This is a genomic window from Emcibacter nanhaiensis (assembly GCF_006385175.1).
Taxonomy (GTDB): Bacteria; Pseudomonadota; Alphaproteobacteria; order Sphingomonadales; family Emcibacteraceae; genus Emcibacter; species Emcibacter nanhaiensis.
Window position 1 is genome coordinate 424,547 of sequence record NZ_VFIY01000018.1, and the last position, 22,107, is coordinate 446,653.

General features: G+C 58.5%; 23 protein-coding genes and 1 other RNA gene. 5 read left to right on the plus strand and 19 right to left on the minus strand.

Annotation, left to right across the window (positions count from 1 at the left end):
* Positions 1-5: 5 nt before the first annotated feature.
* From mraY to FIV46_RS16135, 11 genes are all read right to left on the minus strand, one after another.
* A complete protein-coding gene (gene mraY, locus FIV46_RS16085) occupies positions 6-1,094 on the minus strand; it encodes a phospho-N-acetylmuramoyl-pentapeptide-transferase (protein ID WP_139941942.1) in 1,089 nt (362 codons plus the stop codon).
* A 16-nt stretch (positions 1,095-1,110) separates the two neighbouring features.
* Positions 1,111-2,544, minus strand: a complete 1,434-nt coding sequence (locus FIV46_RS16090; protein ID WP_139941943.1) for a UDP-N-acetylmuramoylalanyl-D-glutamyl-2,6-diaminopimelate--D-alanyl-D-alanine ligase — start codon at positions 2,542-2,544, stop codon at positions 1,111-1,113.
* Entirely contained in the window at positions 2,541-4,049 is a 1,509-nt protein-coding gene (locus tag FIV46_RS16095) for a UDP-N-acetylmuramoyl-L-alanyl-D-glutamate--2,6-diaminopimelate ligase (protein WP_139941944.1), read from the minus strand. The genes FIV46_RS16090 and FIV46_RS16095 overlap by 4 nt, the downstream gene beginning before the upstream one ends.
* A complete protein-coding gene (locus FIV46_RS16100) occupies positions 4,049-5,764 on the minus strand; it encodes a peptidoglycan D,D-transpeptidase FtsI family protein (protein ID WP_219846164.1) in 1,716 nt (571 codons plus the stop codon). The genes FIV46_RS16095 and FIV46_RS16100 overlap by 1 nt, the downstream gene beginning before the upstream one ends.
* The gene (gene ftsL, locus FIV46_RS16105; RefSeq protein WP_139941945.1) at positions 5,761-6,252 is read right to left on the minus strand and encodes a cell division protein FtsL; all 492 of its coding nucleotides are present in this window, start codon (positions 6,250-6,252) and stop codon (positions 5,761-5,763) included. Before ftsL ends, FIV46_RS16100 begins: the two co-directional genes overlap by 4 nt.
* Entirely contained in the window at positions 6,249-7,244 is a 996-nt protein-coding gene (rsmH, locus tag FIV46_RS16110) for a 16S rRNA (cytosine(1402)-N(4))-methyltransferase RsmH (RefSeq protein ID WP_139941946.1), read from the minus strand. The genes ftsL and rsmH overlap by 4 nt, the downstream gene beginning before the upstream one ends.
* Positions 7,241-7,717 carry a division/cell wall cluster transcriptional repressor MraZ gene (mraZ, locus tag FIV46_RS16115; protein ID WP_139941947.1) on the minus strand — a complete coding sequence of 159 codons (477 nt, stop codon included), beginning with the start codon at positions 7,715-7,717 and terminating at the stop codon, positions 7,241-7,243. The genes rsmH and mraZ overlap by 4 nt, the downstream gene beginning before the upstream one ends.
* A gap of 354 nt (positions 7,718-8,071) precedes the next feature.
* Positions 8,072-8,383 (minus strand): PilZ domain-containing protein, encoded by a 312-nt coding sequence (locus FIV46_RS16120; protein WP_139941948.1) that lies wholly within the window; start codon positions 8,381-8,383, stop codon positions 8,072-8,074.
* Between the two features lie 197 nt (positions 8,384-8,580).
* Positions 8,581-8,898, minus strand: coding sequence for a PilZ domain-containing protein (locus FIV46_RS16125; protein ID WP_139941949.1), 318 nt, complete (start codon positions 8,896-8,898; stop codon positions 8,581-8,583).
* Positions 8,899-9,059: 161 nt separating this feature from the next.
* An RNA gene (gene rnpB / locus FIV46_RS16130) (RNase P RNA component class A) lies at positions 9,060-9,428 on the minus strand.
* Between the two features lie 73 nt (positions 9,429-9,501).
* Positions 9,502-9,849 carry a PilZ domain-containing protein gene (locus FIV46_RS16135; protein WP_139941950.1) on the minus strand — a complete coding sequence of 116 codons (348 nt, stop codon included), beginning with the start codon at positions 9,847-9,849 and terminating at the stop codon, positions 9,502-9,504.
* A gap of 157 nt (positions 9,850-10,006) precedes the next feature.
* Here FIV46_RS16135 and FIV46_RS16140 point away from each other — a divergent pair, with 157 nt between their 5' ends.
* Positions 10,007-10,198: a hypothetical protein gene (locus FIV46_RS16140; protein WP_139941951.1), complete on the plus strand. Its 192-nt coding sequence runs from the start codon at positions 10,007-10,009 to the stop codon at positions 10,196-10,198.
* 12 nt (positions 10,199-10,210) lie between these two features.
* On the opposite strand, the gene FIV46_RS16145 is transcribed toward FIV46_RS16140, so the two are convergent.
* The 6 genes from FIV46_RS16145 to FIV46_RS16170 all read right to left on the minus strand — a co-directional run bounded on the left by FIV46_RS16145 (position 10,211) and on the right by FIV46_RS16170 (position 14,649).
* Positions 10,211-10,936 (minus strand): N-acetylmuramoyl-L-alanine amidase, encoded by a 726-nt coding sequence (locus FIV46_RS16145; protein WP_139941952.1) that lies wholly within the window; start codon positions 10,934-10,936, stop codon positions 10,211-10,213.
* A 70-nt stretch (positions 10,937-11,006) separates the two neighbouring features.
* Positions 11,007-11,891, minus strand: a complete 885-nt coding sequence (locus tag FIV46_RS16150; RefSeq protein WP_139941953.1) for a DMT family transporter — start codon at positions 11,889-11,891, stop codon at positions 11,007-11,009.
* A gap of 37 nt (positions 11,892-11,928) precedes the next feature.
* Entirely contained in the window at positions 11,929-12,663 is a 735-nt protein-coding gene (locus FIV46_RS16155) for a TerB family tellurite resistance protein (RefSeq protein ID WP_139941954.1), read from the minus strand.
* 89 nt (positions 12,664-12,752) lie between these two features.
* A complete protein-coding gene (locus FIV46_RS16160) occupies positions 12,753-13,088 on the minus strand; it encodes a cupin domain-containing protein (RefSeq protein WP_139941955.1) in 336 nt (111 codons plus the stop codon).
* A gap of 59 nt (positions 13,089-13,147) precedes the next feature.
* Positions 13,148-13,597 carry a GNAT family N-acetyltransferase gene (locus FIV46_RS16165; RefSeq protein ID WP_139941956.1) on the minus strand — a complete coding sequence of 150 codons (450 nt, stop codon included), beginning with the start codon at positions 13,595-13,597 and terminating at the stop codon, positions 13,148-13,150.
* Between the two features lie 89 nt (positions 13,598-13,686).
* The gene (locus tag FIV46_RS16170; RefSeq protein WP_139941957.1) at positions 13,687-14,649 is read right to left on the minus strand and encodes a DUF2971 domain-containing protein; all 963 of its coding nucleotides are present in this window, start codon (positions 14,647-14,649) and stop codon (positions 13,687-13,689) included.
* A 150-nt stretch (positions 14,650-14,799) separates the two neighbouring features.
* Between FIV46_RS16170 and FIV46_RS16175 the strand changes: the two genes are divergently transcribed.
* Positions 14,800-18,390 carry a hydantoinase B/oxoprolinase family protein gene (locus FIV46_RS16175; RefSeq protein ID WP_139941958.1) on the plus strand — a complete coding sequence of 1,197 codons (3,591 nt, stop codon included), beginning with the start codon at positions 14,800-14,802 and terminating at the stop codon, positions 18,388-18,390.
* A 3-nt stretch (positions 18,391-18,393) separates the two neighbouring features.
* Here FIV46_RS16175 and FIV46_RS16180 read toward each other — a convergent pair whose 3' ends face one another.
* Positions 18,394-18,930 carry a DUF1287 domain-containing protein gene (locus tag FIV46_RS16180; RefSeq protein ID WP_181163277.1) on the minus strand — a complete coding sequence of 179 codons (537 nt, stop codon included), beginning with the start codon at positions 18,928-18,930 and terminating at the stop codon, positions 18,394-18,396.
* A 163-nt stretch (positions 18,931-19,093) separates the two neighbouring features.
* Here FIV46_RS16180 and FIV46_RS16185 point away from each other — a divergent pair, with 163 nt between their 5' ends.
* From FIV46_RS16185 to FIV46_RS16195, 3 genes are read left to right on the plus strand one after another with little or no spacing between them, the layout of a single operon-like run.
* Positions 19,094-20,401 (plus strand): metal-dependent hydrolase family protein, encoded by a 1,308-nt coding sequence (locus FIV46_RS16185; RefSeq protein WP_139941960.1) that lies wholly within the window; start codon positions 19,094-19,096, stop codon positions 20,399-20,401.
* Positions 20,402-20,405: 4 nt separating this feature from the next.
* A complete protein-coding gene (locus FIV46_RS16190) occupies positions 20,406-20,738 on the plus strand; it encodes an antibiotic biosynthesis monooxygenase family protein (protein WP_139941961.1) in 333 nt (110 codons plus the stop codon).
* Positions 20,735-21,457: a 2OG-Fe(II) oxygenase gene (locus FIV46_RS16195; protein ID WP_139941962.1), complete on the plus strand. Its 723-nt coding sequence runs from the start codon at positions 20,735-20,737 to the stop codon at positions 21,455-21,457. Before FIV46_RS16190 ends, FIV46_RS16195 begins: the two co-directional genes overlap by 4 nt.
* A 3-nt stretch (positions 21,458-21,460) precedes the next feature.
* Here FIV46_RS16195 and FIV46_RS16200 read toward each other — a convergent pair whose 3' ends face one another.
* Positions 21,461-22,057, minus strand: coding sequence for a transglycosylase SLT domain-containing protein (locus FIV46_RS16200; RefSeq protein WP_139941963.1), 597 nt, complete (start codon positions 22,055-22,057; stop codon positions 21,461-21,463).
* Positions 22,058-22,107: the final 50 nt, after the last annotated feature.

Here is a 22,107-nt window from a genome sequence, read left to right on the forward strand (position 1 = left end):
CTCTTTTATCTGAGTTTCAATGTGGCCAGCCCCACCAGGGCCAGCAGCAGGGCAATGATCCAGAAGCGGATGACGATGGTCGGCTCCGCCCAGCCTTTCTTTTCGTAATGGTGATGGATCGGCGCCATGCGGAAGACCCGCTTGCCGGTCAGTTTGAAGGAGACCACCTGCACCACCACCGATACGGTTTCCAATACGAACAGGCCGCCGACGATGGCCAGCACAATCTCGTGTTTGGCGATCACCGCCACCGTGCCGATGGCCCCGCCCAGCGACAGGCTGCCGGTATCGCCCATGAAAATCATGGCTGGCGGCGCATTATACCACAGGAAGCCGAGGCCGGCGCCGATGATGGCGGCGCAGAAGACGGCCAGTTCGCCGGTGCCCGGCACATAGGTGACCTGCAGGTAATCCGCATAAATGGCATTCCCCACCAGATAGGAGATAAAGGCGAACGTCGCCGCGGCAATGATCACCGGCATGATGGCCAGGCCGTCGAGGCCGTCGGTCAGGTTGACGCTGTTGGACGAGCCGACAATGACAAAAATGGCGAACGGAATAAAGAAGACCCCCAGGTTGATCATGGTGTCCTTGATGAACGGCAGGGCCAGCATGTCACGGGCCTCGGGCTCGGCCGCCGCGGTAATGATCAGGACAGCCGCCAGCGCCACAAGAATTTCCAGCACCAGCTTGACCTTACCGGAGACCCCGGCGGAACTTGACTTGGTGACCTTGCGATAATCATCGAGGAACCCGATCACCCCGAAACCACTGGTGACCACCAGACAGGCCCAGACATAGGGGCTTGAGAGATCCATCCACAACAGGGTGCTGAGGCTCAGGCCAAGCAGGATCAGGAATCCGCCCATGGTCGGTGTACCCTGCTTGGTCAGCAGATGGCCCTCCGGCCCCTCCTCGCGAATGGGCTGACCCTTTTTCTGGCGCACCTTGAGCCAGCCGATAATGGACGGCCCGCACAGGAAACTGATCAGGAACGAGGTGAACAGTGCGCCGCCGGTACGGAAGGTCAAATAGCGGAACAGGTTGAACAGACCGTAATCTTCACTGAGGGGGTAGAGTAAACTGTAGAGCATCTTGGGTCCGTCCTGGTTACGCGCTTACTGCCTTTTTAATATTCGGTGCCGCCATTTCAAGCATTCTGTCCACCAGCCGGAACATGCCGCTGCTGTTTGATCCCTTGACCATGACCACATCATTGTCCTGCAGGTCTGCCAGCAGGGCAAGTTCAAGATCATCCAGGGTGTTGAAATGGGCGCAATAGATGCTTTCATCCATATTGTCCGCCAAATGTTTCATCTTTTCCCCGACCAGGTAAACCCGGTCGATTTCCGCTTCTTTCAGGTCCTCGGCAAGGCCGGCATGGAGCTGCTCGGTGTCCTCGCCGAGCTCGGCCATATCGCCGAGGACGGCAATCCGCCGGCCGCGATGGTCAAGCCTGACCTGGCTTTGGCCCATGAGCGCCGCGCGCATGGAGGCCGGATTGGCATTATAGCTTTCGTCAATCAGCAGGAAGGAGGCTTCGGAACCGTCCCGGAAAAAGATCCGGTGGCGTTTGCCGCGGCCTTTCAGGGGAGTCATTTCCGCCAGCGCCAGGCCGGCCAAACCCAAGTCGCCGCCGACCGCATCCACCGCCGCCAGCACCGCCAGGCTGTTCATGATCCAGTGCTGGCCCAGCATGCCGGTCTTGTAGACCATGACCTTGCCGCCGAGGTCCGCCACCACACAACTGCAGGTATCATGCATGACCTGACGCAAAACATGAACATCGGCCTCGGGAGCGGTTCCGAAGGAAATGATCCTTTTCACGCCGGCCTCCCGGGCCCGCTTCTTCAGGCGGCCGAAATGGGGATTGTCATGGTTGAGAATGGCAACACCGCCGTCTTCCATGCAGGTCAGGATTTCCGCCTTGGCGTCGGCAATTTCCTCGACACTGCTGAAAAATTCGCCGTGGGCCAGTTCCACTGTCGTGATAATCGCCACATGGGGCCGCACCAGCTTGACCAGTTCCCTGAGCTCGCCCTTGTGGTTCATGCCCATCTCGAAAATACCGTAGGCCGCATCCCGCGGCATCCGGGCCAGGGACAGCGGCACGCCGATTTCGTTATTGTAGCTCAGCACGCTGGCATGGGTTTTCTTGTCCCGGTCCAGGGCCAGGCGCAGCGCTTCCTTGGTTCCGGTCTTGCCGGCACTGCCGGTCACGGCAATGATCGGGATATCGACCCGCGCCCGGGCGGCCCGGCCCAGTTTTACCAAGGCCCCGAAGACATCGGGCACCTTGATTTGTCTGTCCCTGTCCGCCCCGTCGACATAATGACTGACCACGGCAGCAGCGGCCCCCTTGTCCAGGGCCATTTTCACGTAATCATGGCCATCGGAATTGGGGCCGATCAGGGCGAAAAACAGGTCGCCCTCTTCAATGGTGCGGCTGTCGATGGAAACACCGTGACAGGCAAAGGCGTCATCCACGTCGACCTTCCACACGTCCGCCAGTTCCCGAGCGGTCCATAAAGCTTCTGGCATCATGACCTCACACCTCCCGGTGTCGCCCCGCGACCCTGTTTTTCAGACGGAAGACCGGCGATGGCCGAACGTACTTCCGAAACATCGTCAAATTCATAAACCTTGCCGGCGATTTCCTGGCCGCGCTCATGGCCCTTGCCGGCCACCAGCAGCAGATCGCCTTCCCCAAGCTCCGCCACCGCCAAACGAATGGCTTCCGCGCGGTCGCCGACTTCGGTCGCGCCCGGGCAGCCTTTCAGGATTTCCGCCCGGATCGCCGCCGGTTCCTCGGAGCGGGGATTGTCGTCGGTAACATACACGCGGGCGGCTTTTTCGCAGGCGATCCGCCCCATCTGTTCCCGCTTGCCGGTATCACGGTCACCGCCGCAGCCGAACACCACCGCCAGCTTGCCGCGCACATGGGGCTGCAGTGCCTCCAGCGCGGTTTCCAGCGCATCCGGCGTATGGGCGTAATCCACATAGATCCGCGCCCCGGACGGGTGCCGCCCCGCCTGCTCCATCCGGCCTTCCACTGACTTGAGATAGGCCAGTGAATTAAACGCCTGGTCCGCGTCGCCGCCGCAGCCGATCACCAGTCCCACCGCCATCAGGGCGTTCATGGCCTGAAAACTGCCCACCAGCGACAATTTAATGTCATAAAGCCTGCCCTCATAGGAAACCGTAATTTCCTGTCCGGTGGGGCTGGACACCTGGTGCAGCAGCCGGATGTCGCCGTCATGACGTCCGACGGTAATTACCTTGTGGCCGCGGGCCCAGCAGATATCCGCCACCTCCCGCACGATCGGGCAATCCGCATTAAGCACCGCCGTGCTGCCCGGCTTCATCACCTCGCCGAACAGGCGGCTTTTGGCATAGAAATAATTTTCCTCACTGCCGTGATAATCATAATGATCGCGGGTCAGATTGGTGAAAGCGGCCGCCGAGATATTCAGCCCGTCCATCCGGTACTGGGCCAGCCCGTGACTTGAGGCTTCGAAGACCACATGGTCAATGCCCAGGTCACACAGGTCGCTCATGGCTTTGTGCAGGGTCACCGGGTCGGGGGTTGTCATCCCGGTATAGTCATTATGGCCCGGCGCCACCACGCCAAGGGTGCCGACCGAGGCTGCCTTGAGGCCCATATGCTCCCAGATCTGCTTGGTGAAGGAAGCGACCGAGGTCTTGCCGTTGGTGCCGGTAACCGCCGCCAGATGTTCCGGCTGGCGCTGGAAATAAGCGGCAACCATATGCGGGAAGACCCGTCCCGGCACCTCATGAGTGATCCAGACGACACCGTCATCCTGCAACCGGGCGGACGGCACACACAGAACAGCCACCGCGCCCTTAGTCAGGGCATCGCCGATGAAGTCGGCGCCGTTGACGGTCAGGCCGGGAAGCGCCACAAAAACGAAACCCGGCTCGACCTTGCGGCTGTCAGCCGTAATGCCCGCAACCTCCACATCGCCGGTCACTGCCAGCCCGGAGGCAAACCTGGTTTTCACATCCTTGAGCAGATCGGATAGCTTCATCAGTGGTGTTTGTCCCTGTCAGCAGAGGTTAAAATCAAATTCCGGTAGCGGGGCTCCCGGCGCTTTTCCGGCGCCACCCCGAGAAGCGGACCGATCTGGCGGACCACTTCACCAACAAGCGGGGCTGCCGTCCAGCCGCCGCTGGCCATATAAAAGGTTTCTTCGGTGCCTTTTGGTTCATCCAGCATGGCGAAAACCACATAGCGCGGATCATCCATGGGGAACGCCCCGATGAAAGAAGAAATCAGGTCCTTTTTCCGGTAGCCGCCGGCGCCCGGCTTTTCCGCCGTGCCGGTCTTGCCGCCGACAAAATAGCCTTCCACATCCGCCCCGCCGCCGGTGCCATATTCTACGGCAAGCCGCATCAGATCGCGCATGGTTCTGCTTGTCTCTTTAGAGATAACCCGCGGGGCTTCGGAATCGCTTCCGCCCCTGGTAATCAGGAACCTTTCACTGTCACTTTTACGCAGCAAGGTGGCAGGAATATGACGTCCGCCATTGATCATCGCCGCAACGCCGGTGGCCAGCTGGACCGGGGTGATGGCAATGCCGTGACCATAGGAGACGGTCATGGATTCCACTTCACCCCACTGGCGCGGCAGAAGCGGGCTGGCGACCCCCGACAGTTCAATGCCGGGAGCTTCGAACATGCCGATTTTCTGCAGGAAATCCCGCTGATACTCCACGCCCACATCCCGGGCCATCAGGGCGGAACCGATATTGCTGGAATAAGTATAAATTTCAGGCACATTGAGCCAGCGCTTCTTGGCATGGTCGTCGTGAATGGTGAAGCGGTCCACTTTCAGGGGTTCAGTGGCGTCATAGCCCCCCTCCAGATTGACCACTTTTTCCTCCAGCGCCATGGCCACGGTAAAGGTCTTGAAGCCGGATCCCATTTCATAGACGCCCTGGGTCAGCTTGTTGAACAGCGCCTTGCTGTTGCCGCCCGGCGGACTATTTGGATCGAAGTCCGGCAGGCTGCTCAGGGCCAGGATTTCACCGGTATGCACATCCATGACCAGGCCGGCCGCGCCGGCGGCCTGGAATTTATCCATGCTTTTTTTCAGTTCGCTGTGCAGGATATGCTGCACCCGGATATCGAGAGACAGGACCAGCGGCTCGCCGGACCGCAGGGGATCGGACAGGTGATCCTGGAAAAACCGCTCGACCCCGGCAAACGGCTGGGTGTCAATACCGACATAGCCCAGCACATGGGCCGCCAGGTTGCCCTGGGGATAAACACGTTCCTCCTCTTCCTCCAGCTCGAGAGCGGGATTGCCGAGACTGTTGATCTGCCAGACCTCCTTCGGCGTCAGCTTGCGGCTGATCCAGACATGCCGGCGGGAAGACTTCAGCTTGTTGAGGATTTCGGTGCGGTTTTCCTTTTTCAGGATCGCCGCGATCTCGGTGGCCAGCTCTTCCGGTTCGGAGATCATCCGGGGCCGCGCGGCCAGGGAAGAGGTTTTCAGGTTGGTCGCCAGCACGATGCCGTTGCGATCCACAATATCAGCCCGGCCGGCGATATAATCCACCTTGTCTTCCGCGGCGAAATGAGTGGTTTCGGACAATTCGCCGAACATGCCGATGGACATCAGCCGCACCAGCAGGAATCCGAACCCGAGCGCAAAAAGCACCATTGGCACCACAAGACGGGTTCTTGCCGTCTCCATGGCGCCCTGACCGGCTCCTTCTATGTGCAGATCAATCGATCTCACTGATTTTTGTCCAGTTTCACCATAATTCGTTCAAAAAAGCTTTTCCGCGGCGCCTGTTCTTTTTTCACTTCGGCCCTTGCCTGGATGACACCGGGCCGCTCCGCCACCCGTACCGGCGCCGTGCGATATTTATCCGGCACCGCCTCCGGTTTGGCCTGGGGCAGCAACAGCCGGAAATTGTCGGCCGGCAGGCTGGCCGTGCGCACTTCGCTGCGGCCGGAGACGTCATCGAGGGACGACGCCAGCTGCAGGTTTTCTGTCTGTTTCAGGGCCAGGAAGCGTTCACTCAGGCGCTGGACCCGCTCCGGCCGGGACAGATAAGCCATTTCCGCCCTGAGCACCTTGATGGCCGCCTTGTCTTCCAGAATTTGGCTCGCCAGTTCGCGCTTGCGCTCTTCCAGTTGCTCTGTCGCTTCCTTGAGGTTATAGACGGCCGCGGCCGACACCATAACCAGCAGGACTGCTAAAGATGCCACTATCCGGATCATGCTGCTTCCTCCCTCTCTCTGGCCGGAGCTGCCGTTCTGCGCCCGGCCCGCAGTTTTGCGGATCTTGATCGTGCATTCTGGTTGATTTCCTCCTGCGACGGCTTTTTGCCGCCCCGGAAAATCATTTCAAAAGTCGGCTCTGCCGCCGGCTCGTTTGCCTGCGGCAAATGGCGGGAGCCGCGGGCGAGCTCCCCGCTTCTTTCCCGGAAGAAATTTTTCACAATGCGGTCTTCCAGCGAATGAAAGGTCACCACACAGAGGCGGCCGCCGGGGGACAGGATCTGTTCGGCCGCTTCCAGCCCGCGCTCCAGTTCGCCCAGTTCGTCATTCACATAAATCCGAAGCGCCTGGAAGGTCCGGGTCGCCGGATGGATCTGCTTCTTGCCACGGATCGTTTTTTTATGGCCTACCGCCCGGCTGACAATCTCCGCCAGCTGGCGGGTCCGCATGATCGGCTCCTCGCGGCGCGCCTCGACAATGGCCCGGGCGATCCGGCGGGATTTATGCTCCTCGCCATAACGATAGATAATATTGGCCAGGTCTTCCTCGTCGGTTTCATTGACCACATCGGCGGCGCTGGGCACGTCACCGCCCATGCGCATATCCAGCGGGCCGTCCTGCATGAAGGAAAAGCCGCGCTCGGCCTCATCCAGTTGCATGGAAGACACGCCGATATCCAGCGCCACGCCGTCCACCTGGTCGATCCCTTCTTCCGCCAGCAGCTCCTTCATCTGGGAAAAACAGCCTTTGAGCAACCGGAACCGGCCGGGGAATTCCTGTTCCATCGCCTCGGCCGTGGGAACCACATGGGGATCGCGGTCAATGGCCCAGACCAGGCAATCCGTCGCCGACAACAGCGCCCGGGTATAGCCGCCGGCGCCAAAGGTCCCGTCCACCATCCGCTCCCCCTGCTTGGGGGCGAGGGCTTCAAGCACCTCGTTCAGCAGAACGGGAAAATGCCGGGGGTCATATTCAAAACCCGGGGCCGTCATGCACCCGCCTCCGCCGCGCCGGGACGGCGCTTCCACCGCAACATGTCACGGTTTTTGCGGGCCAGCTCGCGGGCCTTGACCAGTTCAGCCTCGAAGGCTTCCGGCGACCAGATCTGAAAGGTGTTGCCGCGCCCGACGAAGGTCACCCGATCGGTGATGCCGGCATAGTCGAGAAGATCCTGGGGCAGGATGATGCGTCCCTCACTGTCAAAGGAAAGGCGGGAACTGGAAGACAGGATAGAGAAGGTAAAGGCATCATGTTCTTCTGAATAGGGGGCGAGCTCGTCAATACTGTCAGAGAGACGGTCCAGATAGTCAAGGTCACAGCCTTCAATGGCGTCATGAACAAAGGACGGATAGGCAACGATGCCCTGCCAGGATCCTTCAGGCAGCGAGGCGCGAAAAGACGCCGGTACAGAGACCCGCCCCTTTTTGTCCACTTTGTTTGTAAATGTCGAAGTAAATTTCGGCATTTCCCGCCCCGGCCATTCGCTGGTTAAACTAATTGTTCTGCTGGCAACCGTCCCCTTTGACAATCACAATATGGGATATCATGGGATTTAATGCCTAGTCAATGGGATATCATGGTATATTTGTGGGGTTAATAACTGCTTAACAATTGCAAATGCACAGGAATACCCTTTAAATCCAGATGGTTACCGGGACCGCCCATAAAAACACAGAAAAATCCCATATGGGACCAGTTCTGCCCAAATGGGATTTCAAAGGATAAAAACAACGAAAAAAGCCCCGATCAGGGGCTTCCGGAGAAAGACTCGGCAAATGAGACCGCCCGAGACAGGCTGTGCAACCGGCCCGGGATCATGCTAGAACCGGGCGGCAATATCCCCAAACATGACTTTGACATCGCTGGCATCGGCATCAAAGGCAAGGCCCATATAGCCGTCTTCCTGCCAGGCGACCTTTGCCCTGACGGTCCATTCATTCTTGATATCGAGAACCGCATCAGCGCCCTCCTTCAGCGGCAGGTCAAGCTTGACCCTGGCGCCCTGAAGCGACACATTATACATCACACAATCGAAACTATAGTCTCCGACCGTGAGAACTGATTTCCATAAAACTGGCTGACGACGCCCCCCTCGCCGATTTTCCAACACTTCACTTGTTGTTTCGGACATACCACACTCTGCCTTCACTGCGCTCTTGTATACAATAAAGCGTTCGTCAAAAAGTGCGCAAATGGTAGGCAGTCATGTTTATATTGGCAAGTACAAAGAACCGTTTTGTTTTTACCAACATTAACAATATGTTAACGATTTACTGATTACGGAGTTTCGCACCCCGTATTGTCTTTCAAGATGGTAGGATAATCTGCTTAGCTGAGGCCCGTGGCGAGGGATCCGAGGCCATCCCGCACCACTTCGGGACTGTCCTTGAAGCTGAGACCGACAAAGCCGTCGGCAGACCAGATGACCTTGGCCGCCCGTTTCAGCTTGTTTTTCAGCTGAACATAAACGTTGGCGCCTTCGTCCAGCGGCAAATCCACCTTGAGACGAATTCCCCCCAGCGACAGGTCATATGCGGTACAGTCAAACCTGTAACTGCCCACATCAAGCCTGGCCGGCAAAATCACCGTCCGGCGATTATGCTGGCGCATAGTACTTAATAAAGATCTCACTGCTTTGTTCGACATAACTCTACCTTTAAAGCCTCTGGTCTCAAATCGTACTACAATAATATTTTATGTAAAGTTAACATGCGGTTAACTTTAACGGAGAAAAACAGCCCCGATCGGCCAAAAACCACGAAAAAGCCTTTCAACAACATATAAGTCTATGGAATATAAAGAATAATATCGCCAGACGGCCTGTAAGCCGGGTTCTGTTCACCGGTTTCCCGGATCGATGACCATTCATCTGGGACGGCTGTTGCCAGCCGCCTCCTGCAATCAACCCGAACAACGCCCCGAAAGCAGGCTGCCCGGCCGAAGCCGGAACATGTCGTTCCTATTTGATCTTGCACCCGGTGGGGTTTACCCTGCCCTTTCCGTTACCGGAAAGGCGGTGCGCTCTTACCGCACCCTTTCACCCTTACCCAATTGGGCGGTTTGCTTTCTGTGGCACTTTCCCTGGAGTCGCCTCCGCCGGCCGTTAACCGGCACCGTCCTTCCGTGGTGCCCGGACTTTCCTCTGCCCGCTGGGCAGCAGTCATCCGGCCATCTGGCAGGAGGAAATTACCTCTTTTACCAGGTGAATCGCAAGAAAATTATGATAAGATACTGATTAGAAAGGTGGAATTAGTCCATACCAACGGCAAGTTCGCCAAGCAGTTCCCGCACGGTTTCAGGATCATCAACAAATTTAAACCCGATAAAGCCGGAAGAATGCCACACCACCTGGGCATCCATTTTCTGCAATTCCTTGATCCTGACTTTCACATAGGCTCCGCGGGCCAGTGGAAGATCAAGCTTCATACGCACTCCGCCAAGGGAGATATCATACAAAGTGGATTTAAATTCATAAGGTCCCACAAATAGGGTGGAAGGCCAGACAACAGTGCGCCGCTTGAACATGCGCATGCAGTTCAGTCCCTCTTTAATTTTTTCGACACGTAATGCATCCATATCAGCCACTGCTCCGGACATTTTTTATCCCCCCAGGGTTTCACTCGCAGTATTCTTTCAGGCCTTACAATGTAAACGGGAAATATTGACAAAGTTCTAATGATGAAGGCTTGCACTCGTTTTTTTTATCGGGCACAGTGAGGCTGCTAAAAAATCAAGAGGTGGCGGACCCACAAAAATGAACACCAGAACTATCTTTTTGAAATTACTGATTTTATCTATTTCCGCGCTTTTCCTCAGCGCCTGTTCCGGCGACGACGGCCTGGTCTATGATGCCGGCCCGGCGGGCCCGAATACGGAACAAACGCTTAAAACTTTACCGGAAGGGCTTGCCCCCGATAAGGAAAATGCCCGCCATTCCGGCAGCTGATTTGCTGCCGTTTCAGATAGCCTGCTTTCCCTTTTCGTCGAGCAGCGCCTGCAGCAGAGCAGCGCTTTCCGGATCCGGGGCGCCGGAAAAATTTTCCGGCCGGAAATGCCGCTGAAACGCGGACAGAACGACCCTGAGTTCAGCGTCATCCTCACCCGAGAACCCATAGCCATAGTCCTTCAGCATCCGGCGTATATGGACCGGAGACGGGTCCATTTCCCCTGCTGCTTTCGCCGGCCACGCCCCCACCCCGCGCTCGGCCAGCCATCGCCAGTCGAACAGCTCACCGGGGTCAACCTTGCGCGCCGGCGCCACATCGGAATGGCCGAGCACGTGCCAGGGCAGGATGTGATTACGCTCGACGATTGCCTTGGACAGTTCCAGAAGACTATCCATCTGCGCCGGGGGAAACGGCCGGTAGTCGCCCTTGTAGCCCGGGTAGTCATGGCCGGGATTGACCAGCTCGATGCCGACAGACAGGCTGTTGATGTCGCTCTCGTCCTCCCAGCTGGAAACCCCGGCGTGCCAGGCCCTTTTCTCCTCAGGCACGAGCTGATGGATGGTTCCGTTTTCTTCGATCAGGTAATGGGCGCTGACCTTGGCCTCGGGATCCCGGAGCCGGTCGAGCGCCTCCTGCCCGGTGGCCATGCCGGTGTAATGCAGGATCAGGTAGCGTACCTCTGCCCGGCGCTCGTCAAAGTTCGGTGACGGACTGTCTATGATTTCCCGGAATGTCATGGCTTAACTATCTCTGCTGGCTGCAGAAACTTCAAGCTAAAATCCCGCGACAAATTCCCAGGGCAACTTCCTAGGGCAACAGCGCCTTGGCCATCTTGCGGTTGAGGACCCAGTCCCGGTAATGGATCAGGCCAAGCCCGGCCAAGGTAACCGCTGAGCCCATCAGGAACCGGGCAGTCAGCACTTCATCCAGGAAAATCACTGCCGACAGGGTGGCGAACACCGGCACCAGAAGCATGATCGGCGCCACATGGGCCACCGGGTGCCGTTTCAGCAGGAAGTTGATACCGCCGTAGCCGACAACGGAAGACAGGGCCGCCGTATAGAGCAGCATGCTCCAGTGCAAGCCGTCCAGGTTCACAAGCTCCCTCACCTGCCCCTCCTCGAACATCAGTGACAGGGCGAGCAGGATCGGCACGCTGTAAAAGCCGGTCCAGGCCTGGGTGGTCAGCACGCTGACCCCCTTGAGGGTGCGCATCAGGATCGAGCCGATGGAATAAAGGACGGTGGCCGCCAGCATCGCCAGAATGGCGGGGCCTTCCCCGGAAATAGCCGGATCGAAGGTGATGATCATAATCCCGGCAAAGGCGATGACGATCCCGGCGCCGCGCCAGACGCTGACTTTTTCGTTGAGGAAAAAATGCGCCACGATCAGGGTGATGGGAATATTGGTCTGCACCAGGACCACAATGGCGGAAATCTTGTTGGCCAGCTCCAGCGCCATGAAGGCGCAGCCGAAATGCAGGCCGCCGATGGTGATGCCGATCAGGGCCAGATGCAGCATGGAGCCGCGCACGACCCTGAGCCAGGGCAGCATCAGCAGCAGCACAATGGCAAAGCGCAGGGTCGCAAACCAGAAGGGGTCGAGCTGCTCAAGCCCGATCTTCATGACCACGAAGTTGACGCCCCAGACCATGGCAATGATTATTCCGAAAAGAATGTGAAGCAGCGGCATGGCTATATTCCCTGGCAATTGACCGGGCCGAAACCGGTCAATTCATGTTCCGTTCGTTGGCGATATTGTCATAGGCCTCGTTAATGGCCGCAAGCTTCTCGTTCGCCACTTCGATGAATTCCTCCGGCACCCCCTTGGCGATCAGCAGATCCGGATGATGTTCCTTGATCAGCTGCCGGTAGCGGGCCTTGATTTCCTGGTCGGTGGCGGATCGCTCCACCCCCAGCACCACATAAGGATCGCGCCGGTCCTTGCCCATATGGCTTTCCCGGATCCGCTGGTAGGTGGCCTGGCCGAAGCCGAACAGCCGCGCCACATGCTCCAGATAGTTTTCCTCGGCCGGGTGCATGACGCCGTCGGCCAGGGCGATGTGAAACAGGATGTCGAGCAGTTCCTCCAGCACCACCGGCTGGTCCCGGAACAATTGCGCCAGCTGCCGGGCGTATGGTTCGTAGCCGGTGGCTTCCCGGCGCGCCAGGTCAAAGATGCGGCCCACATTGCGGGCTTCCCCTTCCGGCACCCGGAAGGCCTGCTTGAAGACGTTGACTTCATCGCGGGTGACCCGGCCGTCGGCCTTGGCCATTTTCGCCGACAAGGCGATCACGCCGATGGTGAAGGTGATTTTTTCCCGGGCTTCCCCAAGGGGGGCGCCGATTTTTTCCGCCAGCTTTTTGGTCGCCATATGGCCGGCAAAGGCCCCGACCAGGGCCCCGATCGGTCCGCCCAGCGCCAGTCCCGCCGCGCCGCCCAGCAATGTACCCCATACAGACACTGCTCATTCCTTTACATTTTTATTGGTTGTTCATGACACATACCCTGTTCTTTCGGGACTGTCATCAGGGAAGTAGGGAAAAGAGGTGATTAGTCGACGGAAGTATACTGCCGGTCGTGGGTGGAATAAACCAGGGTGAGGACGGCGATTTCACAGCAATTGTTGATGATCCGATGGACGGCGCCGGCCGGAATGAGGATGCTTTCTCCGCCGTGCAGTTCACGCTGGCGGCCATCCATTTCCAGAATAACCCGGCCCTGTTCCACCATCAGGAACTCCTGGCAATTGTCATGGCAATGTTTTTCACCGACCCGGCCCGCTTCCATGATCATTTTGGCCACGCTGAATCCCGGCCCTTCCGCCTCCTCGCCATCGAGAAGCCAGTCCATCCGCCCCCAGTCATGATCGGTCTGCTTGTTTGCCATGGGATACCTCTGCGGCAATTCTACACCATCCCGGCCGACAAAGCCCGGATTTTCGTCGATTAGTCCACCGCCCAGCGGCAGATGCCTTTCTCCGTCACCTCGGCGCCGAGCTTCTGATAGAAGCGGATGGCGCCGTGATTGTCGCTTTCCACTTCCCACTTCATGACCGCGAGGCCCCAGGCCCGGCACAGCACGCGGGCCTCCCGCATCAGCGCCGCGCCGACCTTCCGGCCGCGGAATTTCTCCCGGACATAAAGGTCGTCAATCTGCATGAATTCCCGGCCGCGCCAGATGGAATAGGGGACGGTCCAGGACACATAACCCGCGACTTCGCCGTCCACTTCCGCCAGCAACACCCCGAACCGGGCGGGCTCGTCAAAGCCCGCGCGCCGCAGTTCTTCCCGGCTGGTCCCGACATACTGTTCCTGACCGTGATGCCTGGCAATGGCCATGATCAGGTCATAGACGATGTCGACGTCGTCCACTGTGGCTTCGCGAATGGTGAGCATTTTTATCCCCCGTTATATTTGTCTGGTTCCTGTTACAGAATATAATGAAAACCTATTACTGCAGTTCCGGGAAAAATTAGACAATAATGTTATGTTCTTAATGGTATATCAGAGACAATTACTCGTTGCTCAGGATTAGAAACCCCCGCATCCCTCAGAACTTCTACAAATGCCTCCCAAGCAACATAAGGATGTTCATTGGGGCCTATAATAATCCTGTCAAGAAATTGATCTAATTCTAACCCTACCAAATTTTCTTCTGGTACATCCTGTAGAGGTATCTGATAAATTTTTTGCGGAACTCCGTTTATTATTTCTATAGACTTTTCTAGTCGATTGGACTTCTCTTGATTGGGCCTATAGACAACCCTCCATTCTCTCTCTTCTTCAAAACCGGGATGTTTTAAACAAATACAGTGGGACTGCAGCATATGTAAAATATATTCCTTAACCAATTCAGCATCCAGAGCCTTCAAGCCTTCCTCATTCGCAACCACATTTCCAACAATCTCCCCAAAGAGAGACTTCAGTTCTTCTTCAGTATGGTAGAGTACGGGATAAGAATATGCCTTCAATGCATCCGTTGGTGACGTAAACACCTTAGAATTGAAAACCAAGGCAACGCCTGTAGGTTGCCCATATGCTCGCCACATAGACAAACGCCCCTTGGTATCTTCTCTATCATCATGCTCCGAAATACAGGTCAACCAAGTATTAGTTTGCAGATCTGGTACCCAAGAGTTGAAAACCATATGAATGGTCTCTCCCAAACCTTTTTGTATCCGGTTCAGTACGCTCCACATAGGTTTTGCATTATCGCTATTAAAAAATTTTACAACATTCTCAATGCCAAAAGTCATCTCGCTAAAATCATTCATGCATGAAGCATTTCGCATCCAGACTTTTTGCTCTTTAATGATCGACATCCCGACACTTGCCGATGTGTAGTGAACAAATCTCGATTGTTTTTCGTCAATATCTATTTGTCTCTTGAGTAAGCGAGGCAACAAAACATTGACAAGATACATTTGCGTATTCATATCGACTACCATTCAACAAACACCTTAAGTTCCGATTTTTCTCAATAGATCTCCCATCTTCTTAAATTGAAATACTAATACAAATCACAACCAACACCAAACATCTCATTGATTTCTGTTCACCCTCTTCCCCTCTCCCCGGCTTCCTGCTAAATTTTAGGCATGAGCAGCAGTGAGCAAAAATGGCAGTTCTGGATCGACCGGGGCGGGACCTTCACCGATGTGGTGGCGCGGGACCCGGACGGGGTGACGCACGCCAAAAAACTGCTCAGTGAAAATCCGGAACAGTATGAGGATGCGGCGTTGCACGGCATCCGCCTGTTCTTGCGGCTAGGGCCCGAGGACAAGATCCCCTCTTCCCGGGTGAAAAGCGTCAAGATGGGCACCACGGTGGCAACCAATGCGCTTTTGGAGCGCAAGGGCGACCGCACCCTGCTGCTGATCACCAAAGGCTTTAAGGACGCGCTGCGCATCGCTTACCAGAACCGGCCCGAGCTCTTTGCCCTCAATGTGGAGCTGCCGGAGCTCTTGTATGAACGGGTGATCGAGGTGGAGGAACGGATCGGCGCCGACGGCACCGTGATCACGCCGCTGAACCTCAGCGACCTGGAGCCGCAGCTGGTCGAGGCCCAGACCCACGGCATTCACGCCGTCGCCATCGTCTCCATGCACGGCTACCGCTATCCCGACCATGAACAACAGATCGCCGCCCTGTGCCGGGAAGCCGGCTTCACCCGGATCAGCATGAGCCATGAGGTAAGCCCGCTGATGAAGCTGGTGAGCCGGGGCGACACCACCGTGGTCGATGCCTACCTGACCCCGGTGCTGCGCCGCTATGTGGACCGGGTGCAGGACGCTTTGGAGGGTGTGCCGCTTTATTTCATGCAGTCCAACGGCGGTCTGGCCCATGCCGACCACTTCCAGGGCCGCGACGCGATCCTGTCGGGCCCGGCGGGCGGCATTGTCGGCGCTGCCAAGACCGCGGAACAGGCGGGCCATCCGAAAATCATCGGCTTCGACATGGGCGGCACCAGCACCGACGTCACCCATTACCGGGGCGAATACGAACGCAGCTTCGAGACCCGGGTCGCCGGCGTGCGCATGCGCATCCCGATGATGCATATCCATACCGTGGCCGCGGGCGGCGGCTCGGTGCTGAGCTTCGACGGCAGCCGTTTTCGTGTCGGACCCGACAGCGCCGGGGCCAATCCGGGCCCGGCCGCCTACCGGCGCGGCGGACCGCTCACCGTGACCGACGGCAATGTGCTGTTGGGCCGCATCTCGCCGGACCAGTTCCCCCATGTGTTCGGGCCCGAGGCGGACCAACCGCTCGACCGCAAAGTGGTGAGAGAGAAATTCGAGGCCATGGAGGCGAAGATGCAAGCCGCCGGGCTCGCCCCGCAGAGCATTGAGGACATGGCCGAAGGTTTCCTCGCCATCGCGGTGGAGAATATGGCCAGCGCCATCAAGAAAATCTCGACCCAGAAGGGCTATGACGTCAGCGGCTATGCGCTGGTGAGTTTCGGTGGCGCCGGCGGTCAGCATGCCTGTCTGGTCGCCGACCGGCTCGGCATGAAAAAAGTGTTCCTGCATCCGCTCGCGGGGGTTTTGAGCGCCTACGGCATCGGCCTTGCCGACCTGAGAAATATCAGCGAAGCGGCGCTGGAACTGCCGCTTGCGGGCGACACCATGCTGGAGATCGAGGCCTCCGCCGAGCGGCTAAGCCATGAGGCCACCGGAGAGCTCATTCATCAGGGCGTCATCGAGCCCGCCTGCCGGGTCAGCCTGCAGGTCAAATACCGGGGCAGCGACAGCACCCTTACAGTGCCCCTTGGTGGACTTGAAGACATCCGCAGTTCCTTTGAAGAGCAGCACAAACAGCAGTTCGGCTTTATCAGTCCGGACAAGGCGCTGATTGTGGAATCCTTAAGCGCCGAGGCGGCGGGCGGCGGCGAAGCAATTACCGGCACCACTTTCACCCCCGCCGAAGAGCTCCCGGCCCGCACCACCCGTAAAATCTATCTGGGTGGCAAATGGGTCGAGGCCACCGTCCTGCACCGGGACGCCCTCGCGCCCGATGAGAAGATCATGGGCCCGGCGGTGATCCTGGAAGGGCTCGGCACCAACCTGTTGCCACCCGGCTGGCAGGGCACCCTCGATGAGCACGGCAACCTGGTGCTGGAACGGGTCGAAGAGCTCGCCCGCACCCAGGCGATCGGCACCGCAGCCGACCCGGTGATGCTGGAGATTTTCAACAATCTGTTCATGTCCATTGCCGAGCAGATGGGCGCGGTGCTGGAAAATGTCGCCCATTCGGTCAATATGAAGGAGCGGCTCGATTTCTCCTGCGCCCTGTTTGATGGCGACGGCAACCTGGTCGCCAACGCGCCGCATATGCCGGTCCATCTCGGCAGCATGGGCGCCAGCGTCCAGGCCATCATCCGCGCCCGGACCGGGACCATGTCCCCCGGTGATGTCTATGTGCTCAATGACCCCTATCACGGCGGCACCCACCTGCCGGACGTCACCGTGATCAGTCCCTATTTTGGGGATCAGAAGGAGCCGCTGTTCTACCTCGCCACCCGCGGCCATCATGCCGACATCGGCGGCCTCACCCCCGGCAGCATGCCGCCGCTCTCCACGAACATCAGCCAGGAAGGCATCCTGTTTGATAATTTCCAGCTGGTCAAAGACGGCGAATTCCGGGAGCAGGAACTGACCGCGCACCTGCAGAGCGGCCCCTACCCGGCCCGCAATGTGGCGCAAAACATCGCCGACATGAAGGGCCAGATCGCCGCCAATGAAAAGGGCGTGTGCGAGCTGGACCGCATGATCGCGGAATTCACCCTGCCCGTTGTGCGCGCCTATATGGGCCATGTGCAGGACAATGCCGAGGAAGCCGTGCGCCGGGCGCTGGACAAGCTCTCCGACGGCAGCTACGCCTATCCGCTCGACAATGGCGCGGTGATCCGAGTGAACATTTCCCTCGACCGGGCCGCCAGGCAGGCCACCGTCGATTTCACCGGCACCTCGGACCAGCTCGCCAGTAATTTCAACGCCCCGCTCGCCATCTGCCGCGCCGCGGTGCTTTATGTGTTCCGCTGCCTGGTCGATGACGACATTCCCATGAACGAAGGCTGCCTCAAGCCGATCGACATCATCGTGCCGGAAGGCAGCATGATTAATCCCACACCGCCGGCCGCTGTGGTCTCGGGCAATGTGGAGACCAGCCAGTGCATTGTGGATGCCCTGTTCCTCGCCCTCGGCGTCATGGCCGCAAGCCAGGGCACCATGAATAATTTCACCTTCGGCGACGACGAATTGCAATATTACGAAACCATCGCCGGCGGCATGGGCGCCACCGCCAAGGGAAACGGCCAGAGCGCGATCCAGATCCATATGACCAACTCGCGCCTGACCGATCCCGAGGTGCTGGAATGGCGCTATCCGGTGCTGCTGGAGGAGTTCCACATCCGCAGGGGCAGCGGCGGCGCGGGCGCGCATAAAGGCGGCGACGGGGTGGTGCGGCGGATCCGTTTTTTCCGGGCCATGCAGGCAGCGATCATCTCCAACCACCGCCGGGTCCCGCCCCCCGGTGTTGCCGGCGGCGAGGCGGGCGCGGCCGGCGTCAACCGTGTGATCCGCGCCGACGGCACGGAGGAACTGCTGGATCATGCCGCCGAAACCGATATGCATCCCGGCGATGTCTTTGTCATTGAAACCCCCGGCGGCGGGGGATTTGGGGAAAGCTAGAGCCTACTCCGGCAGGAACCGGTAATGGCCGGTGACGGCCTGTTTCGCCAGCACGTCTTCCACTTCCGGGCCGCCCTCGGCGTCATGCACCACCAGCGGTGTACCGTCGGCGGAGGTGTCGGCGATGACGATGCCGATGTGGGTGTGGGAACCGGAAACGGTCCAGGTCACCAGGTCGCCGGGCTCATAACCACCGGTCGGCAGGGCGAAACCATGGCGTTTGAAATAGGTGGCCAGGTTGGTGACCCTGTTTTCCCCGGTGCCGGTGGCGGCAAAACCCCAGTCATCGGGATAGTCGCCACGGGCCTGCGCCATATCCTGCTCGACCAGTTGATCGAGGTCGATGCCCTGGGCCTGGTAGGCGTGGATAATGAGGTCGCTGCAGGCGCCGATATGATCAGGTGTGTCCTGCAGGGAATAGGAAACGGGATCGGAGGAACTGTCAAGCTCGTCCCCGGCGCCGAGCGCATGGGCGGAGCCGGTCATGGCGATCATTGCCACGGCAGACAGTGTCAAACTGAAGAGGGACTTCACCTGCATTTCATTGTTCTCCCTTAGGCTCCCGTTTCTTTTTTCTTTCATTTGTATGACATTTGCCCCGACTTGAAAAGAAAAATTGCTTAGCGCTCCCCTTCCCCGCCCGGCGAAAGAGTGCTAATCTCTTCGCCTAATTAAGAAAAATGACTCTCCATGGGGATTGGAAATGACACCTTTTAAGACTGCCTTGGGGGCCCTGGCCCTCGTCCTGCTCACGCCTTTTGTTGCCCTGGCCGGCGACAGCTACCAGATCATCCATGCCGGAACGTTGCTGGCCGATGCCCGCGACAAGGTGAAAACGGAACAAACCATCCTGGTCAGGAATGATGTTATCACTGCCGTGCGCGACGGTTACCTGACCGCTGCCGACTTTGACGGCGTGGAGGATGCCGCGATCATCGACCTGAAAGACAAATTCGTCATGCCGGGCATGATCGACAGCCACACCCATGTCACCGGCGAACTGGGCAAAAACAACCGGATTGAGGAAGTCACCCTGACCGAAGCCGATCTCGGTATCCATGGGGTACTGTTCGGCAAACGTATCCTCGCGGCCGGCTTCACCACCATCCGCAATGTGGGTGGTCCGCGGGACGGCATTTTTGCCCTGCGTGACGGCATCCGGGACGGTTTTGTTGAGGGACCGCGGATTCTTTCTGCGGGCTATACCATCTCCCCGCTTGGCGGCCATGGCGATACCAACGGTTACCGCAAAGGGGTGATCGAGCCCAACAGCGGCATCTGCAACGGCGCCGACGACTGCCGCCGGGCGGTGCGCGACCAGGTTAAATTCGGCGCCGATGTGATCAAATTTGTCGCCACCGGCGGCGTACTCAGCAATATTGCCGCCGGCACCGGCCAGCAGTTCACCGATGCGGAACAGAAAGCCATCGTCGAGACTGCCCACACCATGGGCCGCAAGGTGGCCGCCCACGCCCATAATGCGGACGGCATCAATGCGGCGCTCCGCGCCGGTGTCGACAGCATAGAACACGGCACCTACCTGGACAAGGAAAGCATCAGGCTGTTCAAGAAGACCGGCGCCTATCATGTGCCGACCGTCCTGGCCGGTATTACCGCCGCCGAGATGGCGGATGTGCCCGGGGTTCTTTCTCCCGCCCAGGCGGACAAGGCGCGGCGAGTGGGCCCGGCGATCATGGATGCCCTCAGCCGATCCTACAAGGGCGGCGTCAAGATCGCCTTCGGCACCGACAGCGGGGTCAGCAAACACGGCATCAACGGCCGCGAGCTGGAGCTGATGGTCCAGGCCGGCATGCCGGAGCGCGCCGTGCTGGTGGCCGCCACTGTCAGTGCCGCCGACCTGCTGGGCATTTCCGACATTGCCGGTACCATTTCAGTGGGCAAAAGCGCCGATATCATTGCCGCCGACGCAAATCCGCTGGACAATATCTCTACCTTGCGGAAACCGGCCTTTGTCATGGCCCGGGGCAGGGTCTTTACCGGAGGGGAATGAGGCCATGCCGCCAAAACCACCCTATTATGCCGTGATTTTTCCCAATCGACGAACTACCGAGGATAATGAGGGCTATGCCGCAATGGCCGCCGCGATGGTAGAGCTGGCCCAACAGCAACCCGGCTATCTGGGCATGGACAGCGTGCGCGATCCGGAAAGCCGGGAGGGGATCACCGTCTCCTACTGGCAGGACGAGGAAAGCATTCTGGCCTGGAAGCAGGTCAGCGAGCATCGTTTGGCGCAGAAAATGGGCCGGGAGAAATGGTATGAGAGCTATACCGCCCATGTGGCCCGGGTGGATCGCTCCTATGGTTTTGGGAACAACGAGGACGCATGACACTGAAACTGTCCCCCGATCTTGACCTCGAGACGCACGCCCGCACCTTTCGGGAGCGCGGCCGGGCCCATATCATCGGCCTGATGCCGGACGACAGCGCCGCTGCCCTGCATGGCTGGCTCAGCAGTGATATTCCCTGGCAGACCAACTTCAATGACGGGGAAAAGGGCCATACCCTGCACCAGCTGCAGGTGGAGGCCCTGAACGAGACCCAGCGGCAACTGTTGCTGACCCATATCAGCCAGAAGGCGGCCTTTGATTTCCAGTATGTGTTTAACGCCTATTCCCTGAGCGACGCCCGCAAACAGGGCCTCAATCCGGAACTGGCCGTCAACCAGGTGCTGGATTTCGTCAATAGCGAAGAGTTCCTGGCCCTTGGCCGCACCGTGACCGGACGGGACGACATCAGCTTTGCCGACGCCCAGTGCACCCTGTTCCGGCCCGGCCATTTCCTGTCCGACCACAGCGACGACGTTTATGGCAAATCCCGGGTCGCCGCCTATGTCATCAACATGACCCCGCAGTGGCGCCCTGACTGGGGCGGCATCCTGCAGTTCATCGATCAAGACGGCAATATTTCCGAGGGCTTCACCCCGGCCTTCAATGCGCTCAACATCCTGCGCGTGCCCCAGCCCCATGCGGTCAGTTACGTCACCCCCTATGCCCAGGGCGGGCGCTACAGCATCACCGGCTGGTTCCGCACCGGGGAAGAGCAGTAGCCGCTAGAACGGCCACAGCCAGAATCCTGAATCCAGGTCGTCCTCGCAGGTCTTGAGCTGGGCGGCATAGGTCTTGGCATTGCGCTCAACCTTGCGCGCCACCTTCATCAGCCAACCCTTCTTTTTGTAGGTGCCGCGCTTCCAGCCGCCCTGCCCTTCATGGTAGGCCAGATACTGGTTATAGGCGTCCCATTTGGAGATACCGAGCCGGCGCTGGGTCAGGTTGGTGTACCAGCCGACAAAATCCACCGCATCACTGAAATCGTCCCGGCTGGCCCCGCGGTTGCCCGACTTCTGCCGGTACCAGTCCCAGGTGCCGTCCTTGACCTGGGCGTAGCCATAGGCGGAGGACTTGCGCCCCCAAGGGATCAGGCCAAGGATATAATTGCGCTCGGTCTTGGCGTCATGTTTGAAACTGGATTCCTGACGGATGATGGCGAGCTGCACATGGATCGGTGTGCCGTAGCGTTTCTGTGACGCCTTGGTGGCCTTGTACCAGCTGCTTTTCTCGCGGAAAATCTCGCAACTGTTGGCCACGTTGCGCGGCGGTGTCGTGGAACATCCCGCCACGGCCAGTAAAAGCACTACTGCCAGTATCATTCTCGCCAAAGTCAGCTACTCCTGTTTGTCCTAAAGAATCAAAAGAACAT

Excerpts from the sequence above, each read along its gene's own strand:
- mraY (WP_139941942.1), bottom strand. The coding sequence starts at position 1,094 with ATGCTCTACAGTTTACTCTACCCCCTCAGTGAAGATTACGGTCTGTTC.
- FIV46_RS16090 (WP_139941943.1), bottom strand. The coding sequence starts at position 2,544 with ATGATGCCAGAAGCTTTATGGACCGCTCGGGAACTGGCGGACGTGTGG.
- FIV46_RS16095 (WP_139941944.1), bottom strand. The coding sequence starts at position 4,049 with ATGAAGCTATCCGATCTGCTCAAGGATGTGAAAACCAGGTTTGCCTCC.
- ftsL (WP_139941945.1), bottom strand. The coding sequence starts at position 6,252 with ATGATCCGGATAGTGGCATCTTTAGCAGTCCTGCTGGTTATGGTGTCG.
- rsmH (WP_139941946.1), bottom strand. The coding sequence starts at position 7,244 with ATGACGGCCCCGGGTTTTGAATATGACCCCCGGCATTTTCCCGTTCTG.
- mraZ (WP_139941947.1), bottom strand. The coding sequence starts at position 7,717 with ATGCCGAAATTTACTTCGACATTTACAAACAAAGTGGACAAAAAGGGG.
- FIV46_RS16120 (WP_139941948.1), bottom strand. The coding sequence starts at position 8,383 with ATGTCCGAAACAACAAGTGAAGTGTTGGAAAATCGGCGAGGGGGGCGT.
- FIV46_RS16125 (WP_139941949.1), bottom strand. The coding sequence starts at position 8,898 with ATGTCGAACAAAGCAGTGAGATCTTTATTAAGTACTATGCGCCAGCAT.
- FIV46_RS16135 (WP_139941950.1), bottom strand. The coding sequence starts at position 9,849 with ATGTCCGGAGCAGTGGCTGATATGGATGCATTACGTGTCGAAAAAATT.
- FIV46_RS16140 (WP_139941951.1), top strand. The coding sequence starts at position 10,007 with ATGAACACCAGAACTATCTTTTTGAAATTACTGATTTTATCTATTTCC.
- FIV46_RS16145 (WP_139941952.1), bottom strand. The coding sequence starts at position 10,936 with ATGACATTCCGGGAAATCATAGACAGTCCGTCACCGAACTTTGACGAG.
- FIV46_RS16150 (WP_139941953.1), bottom strand. The coding sequence starts at position 11,891 with ATGCCGCTGCTTCACATTCTTTTCGGAATAATCATTGCCATGGTCTGG.
- FIV46_RS16160 (WP_139941955.1), bottom strand. The coding sequence starts at position 13,088 with ATGGCAAACAAGCAGACCGATCATGACTGGGGGCGGATGGACTGGCTT.
- FIV46_RS16165 (WP_139941956.1), bottom strand. The coding sequence starts at position 13,597 with ATGCTCACCATTCGCGAAGCCACAGTGGACGACGTCGACATCGTCTAT.
- FIV46_RS16170 (WP_139941957.1), bottom strand. The coding sequence starts at position 14,649 with ATGGTAGTCGATATGAATACGCAAATGTATCTTGTCAATGTTTTGTTG.
- FIV46_RS16175 (WP_139941958.1), top strand. The coding sequence starts at position 14,800 with ATGAGCAGCAGTGAGCAAAAATGGCAGTTCTGGATCGACCGGGGCGGG.
- FIV46_RS16180 (WP_181163277.1), bottom strand. The coding sequence starts at position 18,930 with ATGCAGGTGAAGTCCCTCTTCAGTTTGACACTGTCTGCCGTGGCAATG.
- FIV46_RS16185 (WP_139941960.1), top strand. The coding sequence starts at position 19,094 with ATGACACCTTTTAAGACTGCCTTGGGGGCCCTGGCCCTCGTCCTGCTC.
- FIV46_RS16190 (WP_139941961.1), top strand. The coding sequence starts at position 20,406 with ATGCCGCCAAAACCACCCTATTATGCCGTGATTTTTCCCAATCGACGA.
- FIV46_RS16195 (WP_139941962.1), top strand. The coding sequence starts at position 20,735 with ATGACACTGAAACTGTCCCCCGATCTTGACCTCGAGACGCACGCCCGC.
- FIV46_RS16200 (WP_139941963.1), bottom strand. The coding sequence starts at position 22,057 with ATGATACTGGCAGTAGTGCTTTTACTGGCCGTGGCGGGATGTTCCACG.